The sequence below is a fragment of the Pontibacillus salipaludis genome (genome assembly GCF_014642405.1).
GTDB lineage: Bacteria > Bacillota > Bacilli > Bacillales > BH030062 > Pontibacillus > Pontibacillus salipaludis.
In genome coordinates this window covers 231,339-244,704 of record NZ_BMIN01000004.1, presented here as the reverse complement: position 1 = coordinate 244,704, position 13,366 = coordinate 231,339, and the positions used below count along the sequence as shown (strand labels likewise).

The following is a 13,366-nucleotide window of genomic DNA, read 5'->3' as shown; positions in this document are numbered from 1 at the left end:
AAAGCCTCCAGGTATTCTTTTATTGTTATACGTGTCATTATAACATTCTATAAAAGTATTGTGCCACCGGGGGTTGTCGTCATTCATCCTTTAGTAATCAAGATGAGATACTTTAGCGGGAAGAGACCGTTATGTTTGATGAGTGCTTAGGCTTGCTCGGGGACAACTCGCTTTCCTGCGGGGAGCTGGGAAGCCTCCTCGTTCGCTGTCGCTCTCTGTGGGGTCTTCCCTAGGCTCCTTCCCCCGCGGGAGTCTCGCAGTCCCCGAGCAAGCCCTGGCGTTAACGGGGCTGAACGGTCACGAAGATAATATCCACGACACCATCACACTTTAACAAAGTGTAGGTATAAGAAAAGAGAGAAGCATGATGCTTCTCTCTTTTTGATCCTCTTATTTTAAGAAATCTTCCTCTAAATAACGAGGGTTTGGGTATTCATAAAAGCCTTTGCCTGCGAGTTTGCCGGTGTGGCCTTTGTCGATGAATTCGGTCTTTAAGTATTCGGCAATTTTAGCTGCTTCTTCATCTCCGGCGTCTCCTTTTGCTTTTTGCAAATTGTACGGTGTGTGAAGGCCGATAATGTCTAAGAAAGCAAAAGGACCTACTGGGGCTCCTGTTGAAATGACCCATGTTTTATCGATGGTCTCAGGGTCTGATACTCCTTTAATGAGTAAGCTCTGAGCGGCAGATAGTAAAGGGACTAATAGGGAATTTAGGATGTATCCTGGTTGTTCTTTATAGATCGGAATGGGTACCATACCGATTGCGCCAGCGAACTCTAGTAGATCGTTGAAATGCTTTTCTTCTGTGCCTTCATGCTTCATTACTTCTCCGATGTTATTCCTCCAAATTTCATTAGCAAAATGGAGCGCTAAGAATTTTTCAGGGCGTCCTGTGAATTCTGCGAATTGACTAGGTAAGAAAGTTGAGGAATTCGAAGCGAAGACCGTTTTCTCAGGTGCTACCTTACCCAACTTGGTGTAAAATTCTTCTTTAATCGAGACTACTTCAGGGATCGCCTCCACAACTAAATCAGCATTCTTCACTGCTTCAGCAAGGTCTGTTGACATGCTTATTCGTTTATATGTATTGTCTACTTGTTCATTAGTAGCTTTCATATCCTTTTGATAGATCCCTTTGTACGTTTTAAACCGCTTATCTGCTTCCTCTAACGCTTCTTCAGTAATATCGTATACCGTAACCTCAAACCCGAAAAAAGCGGACTGAAAAGCAATTTGGCTTCCTAACACGCCACCGCCCGCAATCGTAATATGTTTATAATCCATCTTTTTATTCCTCCTTATTCATCAAGTCATGTGAACCATTTTTATGGATTCTTTTTACATATTCGATAAAAAACGGGGCGATCCTCTGTTTGTATAGAAAAAATTGGAATAAAAAGTACTGAAAATGTTGGAGGGAGAGGACCATTTTGATCTTCCTCTCCCTCCAAATTTCTTCTACTAAGTTACATAAAAGCAACCACTTTAAGCATAACGGGGTTCGTCATATTGACCGAACCACTGGTAGCGGTGGCGTGAAAACCATTTATAGAGTGGAGAGCCGAGACGGTCTGCGAATGGAATATAAAGAAGCAGGCTAATTGGAACAGTTAAGGGTAGAGCTGCAAGTAAGCGGCGAATAGCATAATAGCCTTCTTTTAAACTACCTGAAGAGGTCAGCATATGGATTTCATCATAGATATCACGGTATTGTAAGTACGGATATTGGCCAGGGTGTTCATCAACCTCCTGAACGGATACCCAATCTACTTTTTTAAACCAATCTAATTTTCTAAGCACAAGTTTTACATGGTAACAAAATGGACATTGCGCATCATAGAACACAAGATGCCTCATACAATCATCTCCTTTTTCATACTTTACACCCGTCCTCTTGATCGTAAACATCCTTATTTGTTTCTACAAATAAAATATTCTGAAAATAAACAGATGTATATACAAATCTAGTTGGATGCGCTATCATGTATATACAAGTTATTAAGAAAGCGTTTTTATAGATGAACAAATTATAGTGGGAGAGGGGATCACTATGAACTTAAAAAAGCAAGCTCAACAAATTATTGAGCACGTAGGTGGTCAAGATAATATACAAGCAGCTACACACTGCGTGACTCGTTTACGTTTGTCTTTGTATGACGAAAGCAAAGTCAATCAAGAAGAATTAGAAAAATTGGAAGCGGTTAAGGGATCGTTCTCTACGAACGGGCAGTTCCAAGTTGTCATCGGACAAGGGACTGTGGATAAGGTTTATAAAGAAATGGTTGGTTTAGGCGTAGGTGAAGCGAGTAAAGATGATGTGAAGCAAGCTTCTTCTGAAAAAATGAATCCGCTTCAAAAAGCGATTAAAACGTTAGCGGATATCTTTATTCCGATCTTGCCGGCGATTGTTACAGCTGGTCTTCTAATGGGTATTCACAACATTCTTGCACAATCTGGAATCTTCTATGAAGATCAATCTCTTATTGAAGTTCATACACAATGGGCGGACCTCGCAAGTATTATCAACTTAATTGCAAATACCGCCTTTGTGTTCTTGCCAGGTTTGATTGGTTGGTCAGCGGTTAAGAAATTTGGCGGAAATCCGCTACTCGGTATTGTACTTGGTTTAATGCTTGTACACCCAGATCTTTTAAATGCTTGGGATTACGGAAATGCTGTTAAAGAAGGAAGAGTTCCAACTTGGAACCTATTAGGCCTAGAAGTTGAAAAAATCGGTTATCAAGGTCAGGTTCTTCCGGTACTGTTAGCTTCTTATGTATTAGCGAAAATTGATGTATTCTTACGTAACCGCATTCCAGATTCTATTCAGTTGCTTATTGTTGGACCGGTTGCCTTACTAGTAACAGGTTTCCTAACATTTATCGCAATTGGACCGCTTATGTTTGCACTAGGTAACACGATTACAGACGGTTTAGTTTGGACGTTTGATCAGTTTGCGGCTGTAGGTGGTTTGTTATACGGAGCGCTTTATCCATTACTCGTTGTAACTGGAATGCACCACACGTTCCTTGCTGTAGACGTTCAATTAATTGGTAGCACAGGATCTACATTCTTATGGCCGATTCTTGCACTATCCAACATCTCACAAGGTTCCGCGGCATTTGGCGTATGGTTAGCTTCGAAGAACGAAAACTTAAAAGGGTTATCCGTTTCTTCAGGTGTTTCAGCTTGGTTAGGAATCACAGAGCCTGCACTGTTCGGGGTTAACCTTCGTTACAAATTCCCGTTTATCGCTGCGCTTGTGTCCTCAGCCATTGCAGGTATGTATATTACAATTCAGAGTGTACGAGCGAACTCAATCGGAGTTGGAGGCGTACCAGGGATTGTTTCGATTCAAAATCAGGACTGGATCTCATTTATTATTGGAATGGCGATTGTCATCATCGTTCCATTTGTAGTAACGTATTTATTGGCAAAACGTAAAAAAATATAAAAAAGACCTGTTAGCAGCCGACCACACCCGGTTGCTATTGGTCTTTCTAGTGATATTACATCAAAGATAAGGAAGGTGCTCGCATGACACAGCCATGGTGGAAACAATCAGTTGTCTATCAAATTTATCCGAAAAGCTTTAACGACACGACAGGAAACGGGACAGGAGACATTCAAGGGATTATTGAAAAATTGGACTACTTGAAAACCTTAGGTGTTGATGTCATTTGGCTAACTCCTATTTATTCATCTCCACAAAAAGATAACGGATATGACATTAGCGATTATTTCAATATTCATGAAGAATACGGAACGATGCAAGATTTTGAGCGCCTCTTACAAGAAGCTCACGATCGTGGTATTAAAATCATTATGGACATCGTTGTCAATCACACGTCAACGGAACATGAGTGGTTCCAGCAATCGAAGCAATCTAAAGACAATCCTTACCGCGACTACTACTTCTGGAAAGACCCTATTGAAGGAGAAGCCCCAACAAACTGGGAATCGAAGTTCGGTGGAAACGCATGGGCATATGACGCCGATACAGAACAGTACTACCTGCACCTTTTTGATGTAACACAAGCAGACCTGAACTGGGAAAATGAAGCGGTTCGAAAGAGCGTTTATGATATGATGCATTTCTGGCTTCAAAAAGGGGTCGACGGTTTCCGTTTAGATGTGATTAACCTCATTTCTAAAGATCAAGCCTTCCCAAATGATTATGAGGGAGATGGACGTCGCTTCTATACGGATGGACCACGTGTGCATGAATTTATGCACGAAATGAACCAAGAAGTATTTTCTAAATATGAAATGATGACAGTAGGCGAGATGTCTTCTACGACGATTGATAATTGTGTGAAATACACACACCCTGACCGTCAGGAACTAGACATGACATTTAGTTTCCACCACCTGAAAGTGGATTATCCAAACGGAGAGAAGTGGACTGTAGCGAATTTTGACTTTAAAGAATTGAAGAAAGTTCTATCAGATTGGCAAGTTGGTATGCAAGAAGGAGGAGGCTGGAACGCATTGTTCTGGTGTAACCATGATCAGCCTCGCGTTGTGTCTCGTTTCGGAAACGATACAGTCTATCATAATGAATCTGCTAAAATGCTTGCCACAACGATTCATATGATGCGTGGTACGCCTTATATTTATCAGGGTGAAGAATTTGGGATGACCAATCCAAAATTTGATACGATTGAGGACTATCGCGATGTTGAATCCCTTAATATGTATGAAATCCTAAAGGAACAAGGGAAAACGGAGACTGAAATTCTTGCTATTCTTGCTCAGAAGTCGCGAGATAATTCTAGAACACCGATGCAATGGAACGACGGGGAGCAAGCTGGTTTCACAGCGGACACTCCATGGATTCCTGTAGCAAGGAATTACAAAGAAATTAATGCAGAAGCAGCTGTTAGTGATGAAAATTCTGTGTTCTATCATTATAAGAAGCTAATTGAGCTTCGTAAGCAATATGATATTATTACATCAGGAGACTACGAACTCTTAAGTTATGAGGATGATCGGGTATTTGCTTATGCTCGTCATGGTGAAGGTGAGAAGTTGCTTGTTGTGAATAATTTCTATGGTGATGAAACGACGTTTAACGTGCCAGAATCCATTGACCTTGAAGCATTCGGGAGCGAACTCATTCTTTCTAACTATGATGAGTCACAGAACGTAAGCCGTACAATTAAGCTGCGTCCTTACGAGTCCGTAGTGTATCATTTAACGAAATAAATGAGTGGTGCTATGTGAAGCAGAATAAGTTTATGGGCATTTATGAAGAACTTGTAGATTCGATTAAGATGAACGTGTATAAGGAAGGCCAGACCCTGCCATCTGAAAATGAGTTAGCGGAAACCTTCCAGACTTCGAGAGAGACGATCCGGAAGGCGTTGAATCTGTTATCGCAAAATGGGTTTATTCAGAAAGTGCGAGGCAAAGGATCAGTTGTTTTAGATGTTGATAAATTCAATTTCCCAGTCTCAGGTCTTGTTAGTTTTAAGGAAGTTTCCAAAGCTATGGGCGAGGCGACCAATACTCATGTGAATGAACTTTCCCTCATTCATCCTGAACTGTATATTCAAGAAGCGATGCAGCTAGATGAAGAGTCCTTGGTTTGGTATGTAAGTCGTTCGCGAGAATTCAGTGGAGAGCGGATCATTTTGGATAAAGATTACCTTTACTATGGTAGTGTTCCTCGATTAACCCGAGAGATTTGTGAAGATTCGATTTATGCATATCTTGAGGGGGAGGTCGGTCTAACCATTAGCTTCGCGAAGAAAGAAATTACGGTAGAAGAACCGACTTCTGAAGATCGCACGTTATTAGATCTTGAAGGGTTTGCGAACGTAGTGGTGATTAAAAACTACGTTTATCTGGATGATGCAACGCTGTTCCAGTATACAGAATCAAGGCACAGACCAGACAAGTTTCGATTTGTAGACTTTGCCCGTCGTTAACGAGTAGAGCGAGTGTGACATCCGCGGATGTTACACTCGTTTTTTTGTTTGTTGAGGATTGATATTAATAGATGAATAAAGTTAATATTTTTGTTTACTTGGTTGAGATGAAGATGGGACGGGGAAAACACTCGCTTTCCTGTGGACGAACTCCCGAGCTTCCTCGTTCGCTACGCTCTCTGTGGGATCTCGGAAGCCCGTTTTTCCACGGGAGTCTCGCGTTTTCCCCGTCCCATCGTAACTGTAATTAGGTTAAACAAAAACATCGCCAAATTAGTAATAGGAAGCTCTTCAAAGATCTAAGATGCATCTGTCTTACTCATTTCAGTGGCAGGGTCCGTTCATTAAATTTTATCAGGGCTAGCTGGAGGACTGCGAGACTCCCGCGGGGGGAGGAGCCTAGGGAAGACCCCACAGAGAGCGTTAGCGAACGAGGAGGCTTCCCAGCTCCCCGTAGGAAAGCGAGTTGTCCTCCAGCTAGCCCTAGCACATATTAACGCAACGGCCCCAATTCAAACTGGAGCATCTCAGCTTCGAGTTTATAAGATTGTTATCCTATTCTTGAAAAAGCATATTATATTTACATTAATGGAACATTTAAAATTAAAAAAACACCGTTCAGCAAAGGATGCTGAACGGTGTTTTTCTATGAGACCATCATAGAGAACCCATATGAGTTTTGTCGATGCTTCCGGCCTGCAGGGGTGTGGTCCTGTAGTGCCGGTTGGTCGACAACAGGAATATAGTTGTAGATTAGGATACGCTGATGGATGCTTCGTACTCAGTAAGCGCTGCGTCTAATATGGCCATACCTTCGTCAATTTGAGCTTTTGTCATGGTAAGTGGTGGGATTACCCGAATGACTTCCGTTTTGTTGCCGCAGAAGTAGAAGAGCGCTCCTTTTTCTAAAGCAGATTGTAAGATGGTCATCAGCCCTTCGCTGTCTCCTTCTCCTGTTACAGGATTAACAATTTCAAGGCCGAGCATTAGACCAACACCGCGAACGTCTCCGACAACGTCATGCTTAGCGGCTAATGTTTGGAGTTTTTCGTATGCATACGCGCCGACTTCTTTTGTGTTGTCTAACAACTTTTCTTCTTGGATTACGTCCAGGACAGCAAGTGCAGCGTTACAGGCAATCGGATTTCCTCCGTATGTTGTTGCGTGGGATCCGACAGGCCATTTTTTCATAAGTTCTTTAGAGGCGACTGTGGCACTTAGTGGTAGACCTGATGCCATTGCTTTCGCTACAGCCATAATATCTGGTGTTACACCAAATGTATCAGCTGCAAACCATTCTCCTGTTCTGCCAAATCCAGTTTGAACCTCATCGAAAATAAGCAAAATGCCGTGTTGGTCGCAGACTTCGCGAATTTTTTGAAGCCATTCTTTTGGAGGGATAATGTAACCACCCTCTCCTAAGACAGGCTCTAAGATCATGCAAGCTACTTCATCAGGTGTTACCTGGTGCTCAAACAAAGTTTGAAAATCTTTCTCTAGTTGTTTCACGCAAAATTCACCAACATCTTCGCCCTCAGGACAAGCCTTCGGGTTAGCGTATGGAATTTGATAGGTTAACCCGTTTGGTTGCATGAATTTGCGGTATTTACTTTTGGAGGTGCTCACTCCTAATGATCCGAGTGTTCTGCCGTGAAATCCTCCAGTGAAGGAAATGACATAAGGTCGTTCTGTTGTATGTTTGGCTAGTTTTAGTGCTCCTTCTACAGCTTCTGTTCCGCTATTAGAGAAGAAAAAGCAGTCTAGATTTCCTGGCATAATTGTAGCTAATCGATCCGCTAATGTAAGAAGCGGTTCATACATAATAACGCCTGATGGCCCATGAGTTAGGTGATCCGCACCATCTTTAATCGCCTGAACGACTTTAGGGTGCCTATGGCCTACATTTGTTACAGCAATGCCAGAAGAGAAATCGAGATATTCTTTGCCATCAGTACCGTAATAATAACAGCCCTCTTCTTTCTCAACAGGAAGATTTGGGAAGTCTTTGGCCATTGTTGGAGCTAGGCGGTCGTGTATTGATTCGAGTAGATGTGTCCATGTCATTTTTTGTTCCCTCCGTAACTACGTTCGATTGAATGTATTAATAAATATACATGAAAATTAATTTATATACAATATGCATAAGCGAATTTCCTATATTTTTTTGAAGTAGACTTTTGGAGCTGAATTATCTATTTAACCTCTTTATGACTTTCGAACGGTTGCAGAAAAGAAGAGACCTGTTATACCCTTAAAACGTGCTAGTATGCGAGTGAGAAGGGGAAAAGACATTGAAAAGATTATTTAAACTACTATTCTGGATCGGGGTCCTTTACGTTGCCTATATCGGTTACTCAATCTGGACATTTGAGGGTGGAGAAACGCGCAAGACGGATGCGGCTATTGTGCTTGGTGCAGCAGCTTATCATGATAAACCTTCACCTGTTTTAAGAGAGCGAGTGAATCATGCAGTTAAGCTATATAAAAAGGGAGATGTAGATCATATCATCTTTACAGGTGGAAAAGGCGAGGGGGCACCTTTTGCTGAATCAGAAGTGGCTCGTGACTATGCAGTGGACATGGGGGTTCCTAAGCATGATACGTTCGTGGATATGACCTCTAAGATTACAGAAGGGAATATCATAAACGCGAAGCTTATTGGACAAGAGCAAGGTTTTGAAGATTATACTCTAGTCAGTGATCCTCTTCATATGAAGCGATCGATCGCGATTGCTAATCAAATTAACCTAGATAGTGAGGCATCACCGACTACAACCTCTGCCTATCAATCATTAGAAACAAGGGTTCCTTTCTTTTTAAGGGAATGGGGATTCTATTTTCTCTATAAAGGTAGTCTCGTTATTCCTGACACCTGGAAACCTGACGACTGGGTTCCGGTAAACCGCTAAACAGTACTGCTTTAGCCATGTAAAGACTTACAGCGTGCCAGACACCCTTTAGTCATTTGCTGTAGTGAAGGGTGTCTGGCACGCTTTCGTGCGTTAATGTGGTTTAGGTTCATAGGGCTATAGAAGTGAATATGCATTCACTTGTCATAATTAGACATCAGACTATTTACTTTTGGTATAAGGGGCATTAAAATATAGTTTAAACAAGTAGATTAAAAGAATCTTTAGTGTGAATATTCACGCAATTCAGTTTAAACATCCTAGAGTAGACATGCTAATCAAACCTTCATTAGGAGTGGACAACTTGAATGCAACTTTATCAACGCCTAAGTTAGTTGGTATGGAAATTGAGAAGAAGCGTAAGGAAATGGTTGATAGTGCAATTCAACGTGGATTTAATGACGAATATACGTTGCAATTAAGCCAAGAGTTAGATCAGTTACTTAATAAGTGGAACACCATAAACGCAATTACCTCGAATTAAGAAAGCACATGCATACGAATGCATGTGCTTTCTTTTATACTATATGAACATTCCTACAAAGACAGCTGTAATAAAGCTTGCTAATGTTCCGCCTATAATGGCCTTTACACCAAGCTGGGCCACCTGACTCTTCTTAGAAGGAGCTATAGAACCGAGTCCTACGATTAACTGACCAATTGAAGACAGGTTAGCAAAGTTACATAGGGCTACTGTTAGGATTGCCATCGTTTCTGGCTTTAAGTTCTCCTGTCCGCCAAGCATCATGTTAAAGGCAATTAATTCATTTGCTGCAATCTTGGTTCCGATAATGGAAGCAGCCTGAAAAGCATCGCTTACTGGTATTCCAATCAATAAAGCGAAAGGGTAGAGAGCGTAGCCGAATATTGTTGCTAGATCCAGTTCAACAATTCCTAGTATTCCGTTCACTAATGCCAAAATGCTTATGAACGCTATTAAAAGCCCTCCAATATTTAAAGCGAGTTTCACACCGCTCACGGCTCCATCAGATATGGCTTCTAACACATTAACTTGTTCAGGTTTCTCCATAATGATCTCTTCATTGAGCTGAGATGATTCACTCTCAGGTTCTAAAATTTTGGCGATGGTAAGAGATACAAAAGGGACACTGAAAATTGAAATAAGCAGGTATTTTACATCAATGCCCATCCCGGCATAGGCTACAAATATAGCGCCACTAGCAGATGCAGTTCCGCCGACCATAATCGCAAATGTCTCAGAGCGCGTCATCTTACTTAAATAAGGTTTAACAAGAAGAGGAGCTTCTACAACCCCAAGCATTGTATTCCCTACAGCACTAAAGGATTCTACTTTACTAGTTCCTAATATTTTTCCAACTATAAATCCGATCCCACGGACAATAAACGGGATGATGCGTAAATAATAAAGAGCAGCGATAAGAGATGAAATAAATATGATGACAGCTAATACATTAATCGCAAACACAAACTGAATATTTGTCCCTTCTCCAAACAATCCTCCAAACACGAAGTTAATTCCCTCGCTACTAAAGTCGATTACATGCTGGACGCCTTTAGCTGCGACATCTAGCATTTTTTGTCCAAAGGGGACTTTTAACATAAAATACACAAATAATCCTTCAAGGGCGAGTCCGACTGCAACGGTGCGCCATTTGACCAACGTTTTATGGCTGCTTAACAACCAAGATAAAAAGATAATTCCTGCTAATGAACCTAGTCCGAATAAAATGTCCATTCTTAATCCTCCTGTAAAATCAGTGATGTCCATTCATTCAAAACCTTATACGTAGTTGGATGTATGACGTCAGACCTCTTAAGGGGTATAAAAAAAGCACCCACGGTCTTTGTCCTACAAAGAAAGTGGATGCATGTACGTAGACGTAACCCAATGAAGATCATTCGGCTATTATATGCAGACTTTCCTTATAGTCCGGCAATTTACGGTTGCCAGGTAGAGACTTATGGACCCTATTTCCATAGATATATAAGGTGTTTGTATGAAGTTGAATACGAGTAATATAGCAAACTCCTAAGTTGGTGACAATAGATAAATAAGATGTCTGAAGATGGAGAATAAATTGATTATTATCCGGAAGGTTTGACAGTGCGTCATGAATCGTTTACATTATATTGTATAAGCGAAGAAATCATTCAATCGAAATCACTCTTGAAGGAGTATGTTTTATGAAGGTCGTTGTTCTTAACTAACCGTTAACTTAATACGGACCAAAAAGGTTTGAAAAAGCTTGCACACAGGCAAGTTTATTTTTCTATACACTTTTTTGGTAGTTAAGAACAATGAATCATAGCATAACTTGCAAAGTGTACAACAGGGCTATGACACATATGTCATAGCCCTGTTCTATTTTCTGTACACGTCTGCACTCGATTGGATGATGGAATCGAAGGTTAGCTGCAATGATACATTCATTGCAGCTTTTTTTAATATAAAACACTTTACTTGAATAAAGCGTGCCAGACACCCTTTACTGTGCTAAAGCATTTCTGGGCGCTAAGGAGGATATAGAAGTTGAATCAGAAGACGTTTGAGGTATTGGATTTTTATACAATTTTAGAAGAGGTAGCTCGGTTTGCGTTTACGGAAAGAGGGAAAGAGACAGTTCTTTCTTTGACACCTTCTTTTAATCAGAAGCAAATTGAGAGATGGCTTGAGGAAACAGATGAAGCGATGGAGATATTGAAGATTAGCAGCAGTGTGCCCGTTCACAGTCTAGATGATGTGAGTCGTATGATTGATCAGGCTAAGAAAGGCATGTTTTTAAGGCCGGATCAGTTTCAACAACTGCAGTCATTTCTTGATCATTGTGGGAAATTGAAGCGGTTTATGAAAGACAAACAGTACGCTGCTCCTACTGTAGCGTTATATGCTGAGTCTATTGAAGACCTAAGTGATCTGGAACAGGAAATTCAGGGTTGTCTTCGCCATGGCCAAGTAGATGACTATGCATCTAAAGAATTGTTGAAAATTAGAAGGCAGAAGCAGAATCAACTTGCTGAAATTAAAGATCGGATTGGCCGTTTAGCTAAATCTAAAAAACTATCCACGTATATGCAGGAACATGTAGTTGCGGAGAAGAATGGTCGTTTCGTCCTCCCGATCAAAGCAGCTTACCGGAATAAAGTCAAAGGAACGGTGCTTGATTCTTCTTCCTCTGGAGCTACTGTCTTTATAGAACCAGAAGAAGTCACGCGATTACAGGAAGAGCTCGAAATGACAAGGCTAGCGGAAGAGAGGGAAGTAGAGCAAATTTTATACTATTTAACAGCACTAGTGTTAGAACAGGATCGAACCCTTCATGTCGCTATGGAAACGATGCATCAATACGACGTCATCTTTGCGAAAGCGAAGTATGGTATAAGCATTGAGGGGCGCGCTGCTCGTTTAAATACGGACTATAAGATCGAACTTTGTGAGGCTACACACCCACTCATTCATGACCCTGTTCCGCTTAGTATGTCGCTTGGAGAAGACTACCATGCCCTTGTCATTACTGGTCCAAATACAGGCGGGAAAACGGTCACCCTTAAAACAGTAGGTCTACTGACGGTGATGACACAAGCTGGGTTACACATCCCGGCTCAGGAAGGAACCAACCTTCATATTTTTCAGCAACTGTTTGTCGACATAGGTGATGGGCAAAGTATTACTGAAAACCTAAGTACTTTCAGCTCTCGCCTAGTGAATATTATTGACATTCTGCAGGAGACAAACGATCACACCTTGGTGCTGCTTGACGAACTTGGATCTGGGACGGATCCAACGGAAGGGATGGGACTTGCCACAGCGATTTTGGATCAATTATATGACAAAGGTGCGATGCTGTTAGCTACAACACATTACAATGAGATGAAAGATTTTGCGGAATTACGGAGTGGTTTCCTGAATGGTTCAATGGAATTTGACCTTGAAACACTTCGTCCAACGTATCGCCTTCTCCTTGGAACAACGGGAAAAAGCCAGGCGTTTGAAATTGCTCTAAAACTTGGTATGCACCCATTAATCATAGAAAAAGCTCACGAGATCTCTTATAAAGAAGAGAAAAAGTATGAAATGCGTGAGGACGCTGATGCTAAGACGATGGAAAAGCAAATTAAGACGAATGCCTATGCTAGAAAAATTTCCAAGAAGAAAACAAATCGAGAAGAAACGATTCCCCGTTACAATATGGGAGATAATGTTACGGTGCTTGCTACTGAGGAGACAGGTATTGTTTATAAAGGACCTGATGGAAAAGGAAACTATGTGATCCAAGTAAAAGGAGAGAAACGAACCGTTAACCATAAGCGGATTGCGCTTCATATTCCGGCAGAAGAGTTGTATCCTGAGGATTATGACTTTGATATTATTTTTAAATCTAAAGAATACAGAAAGATTCGTAAGCAATTAGACCGCAAACATGTAGATGGATTAACGCTCGATGAAGAGGATGAAACGTGATTTCAGGTTTAGGGATCGTTTCTTTTGTGAATGGGTTAAGGGGTCAGCTATACTGAAATTAGAAAAGGAATAGCTATTTGGAG

General features: G+C 41.2%; 10 protein-coding genes and 1 riboswitch. Of the genes, 6 read left to right on the top strand and 4 right to left on the bottom strand.

The features are described from left to right. Positions 1-390: 390 nt before the first annotated feature. Together IEW76_RS06865 and IEW76_RS06860 are read right to left on the bottom strand one after the other, a co-directional pair. Positions 391-1,284 carry a 3-hydroxyacyl-CoA dehydrogenase gene (locus IEW76_RS06865; protein WP_188652162.1) on the bottom strand — a complete coding sequence of 298 codons (894 nt, stop codon included), beginning with the start codon at positions 1,282-1,284 and terminating at the stop codon, positions 391-393. A gap of 201 nt (positions 1,285-1,485) precedes the next feature. Next, positions 1,486-1,857, bottom strand: a complete 372-nt coding sequence (locus tag IEW76_RS06860) for a thiol-disulfide oxidoreductase DCC family protein (RefSeq protein ID WP_188652160.1) — start codon at positions 1,855-1,857, stop codon at positions 1,486-1,488. Positions 1,858-2,050: 193 nt separating this feature from the next. Between IEW76_RS06860 and treP the strand changes: the two genes are divergently transcribed. The 3 genes from treP to treR all read left to right on the top strand — a co-directional run bounded on the left by treP (position 2,051) and on the right by treR (position 5,933). Then, positions 2,051-3,454 carry a PTS system trehalose-specific EIIBC component gene (gene treP, locus IEW76_RS06855; protein ID WP_188652158.1) on the top strand — a complete coding sequence of 468 codons (1,404 nt, stop codon included), beginning with the start codon at positions 2,051-2,053 and terminating at the stop codon, positions 3,452-3,454. Positions 3,455-3,537: 83 nt separating this feature from the next. Further along, positions 3,538-5,208, top strand: a complete 1,671-nt coding sequence (gene treC / locus IEW76_RS06850; RefSeq protein WP_188652156.1) for an alpha,alpha-phosphotrehalase — start codon at positions 3,538-3,540, stop codon at positions 5,206-5,208. Positions 5,209-5,240: 32 nt separating this feature from the next. Further along, positions 5,241-5,933, top strand: coding sequence for a trehalose operon repressor (gene treR, locus IEW76_RS06845; RefSeq protein ID WP_188652309.1), 693 nt, complete (start codon positions 5,241-5,243; stop codon positions 5,931-5,933). Between the two features lie 753 nt (positions 5,934-6,686). Here the strand turns inward: treR and IEW76_RS06840 are convergent. Beyond that, entirely contained in the window at positions 6,687-7,997 is a 1,311-nt protein-coding gene (locus IEW76_RS06840) for an aspartate aminotransferase family protein (protein WP_188652154.1), read from the bottom strand. A 227-nt stretch (positions 7,998-8,224) separates the two neighbouring features. On the opposite strand from IEW76_RS06840, the gene IEW76_RS06835 reads away from it, so the two are divergent. Together IEW76_RS06835 and IEW76_RS06830 are read left to right on the top strand one after the other, a co-directional pair. Beyond that, positions 8,225-8,842: a YdcF family protein gene (locus IEW76_RS06835; RefSeq protein WP_188652152.1), complete on the top strand. Its 618-nt coding sequence runs from the start codon at positions 8,225-8,227 to the stop codon at positions 8,840-8,842. A gap of 304 nt (positions 8,843-9,146) precedes the next feature. Further along, complete coding sequence (locus IEW76_RS06830) at positions 9,147-9,326, top strand: aspartyl-phosphate phosphatase Spo0E family protein (RefSeq protein ID WP_229721147.1); 180 nt, start codon at positions 9,147-9,149, stop codon at positions 9,324-9,326. A gap of 39 nt (positions 9,327-9,365) precedes the next feature. On the opposite strand, the gene IEW76_RS06825 is transcribed toward IEW76_RS06830, so the two are convergent. Beyond that, the gene (locus IEW76_RS06825) at positions 9,366-10,559 is read right to left on the bottom strand and encodes a NupC/NupG family nucleoside CNT transporter (RefSeq protein WP_188652150.1); all 1,194 of its coding nucleotides are present in this window, start codon (positions 10,557-10,559) and stop codon (positions 9,366-9,368) included. A gap of 171 nt (positions 10,560-10,730) precedes the next feature. Then, a riboswitch (purine riboswitch) is annotated at positions 10,731-10,832 on the bottom strand. Between the two features lie 522 nt (positions 10,833-11,354). Here IEW76_RS06825 and IEW76_RS06820 point away from each other — a divergent pair. Further along, a complete protein-coding gene (locus IEW76_RS06820) occupies positions 11,355-13,283 on the top strand; it encodes an endonuclease MutS2 (RefSeq protein ID WP_188652148.1) in 1,929 nt (642 codons plus the stop codon). The last annotated feature ends 83 nt before the right edge of the window (positions 13,284-13,366 follow it).

Excerpts from the sequence above, each read along its gene's own strand:
- IEW76_RS06865 (WP_188652162.1), bottom strand. The coding sequence starts at position 1,284 with ATGGATTATAAACATATTACGATTGCGGGCGGTGGCGTGTTAGGAAGC.
- IEW76_RS06860 (WP_188652160.1), bottom strand. The coding sequence starts at position 1,857 with ATGAGGCATCTTGTGTTCTATGATGCGCAATGTCCATTTTGTTACCAT.
- treP (WP_188652158.1), top strand. The coding sequence starts at position 2,051 with ATGAACTTAAAAAAGCAAGCTCAACAAATTATTGAGCACGTAGGTGGT.
- treC (WP_188652156.1), top strand. The coding sequence starts at position 3,538 with ATGACACAGCCATGGTGGAAACAATCAGTTGTCTATCAAATTTATCCG.
- treR (WP_188652309.1), top strand. The coding sequence starts at position 5,241 with ATGGGCATTTATGAAGAACTTGTAGATTCGATTAAGATGAACGTGTAT.
- IEW76_RS06840 (WP_188652154.1), bottom strand. The coding sequence starts at position 7,997 with ATGACATGGACACATCTACTCGAATCAATACACGACCGCCTAGCTCCA.
- IEW76_RS06825 (WP_188652150.1), bottom strand. The coding sequence starts at position 10,559 with ATGGACATTTTATTCGGACTAGGTTCATTAGCAGGAATTATCTTTTTA.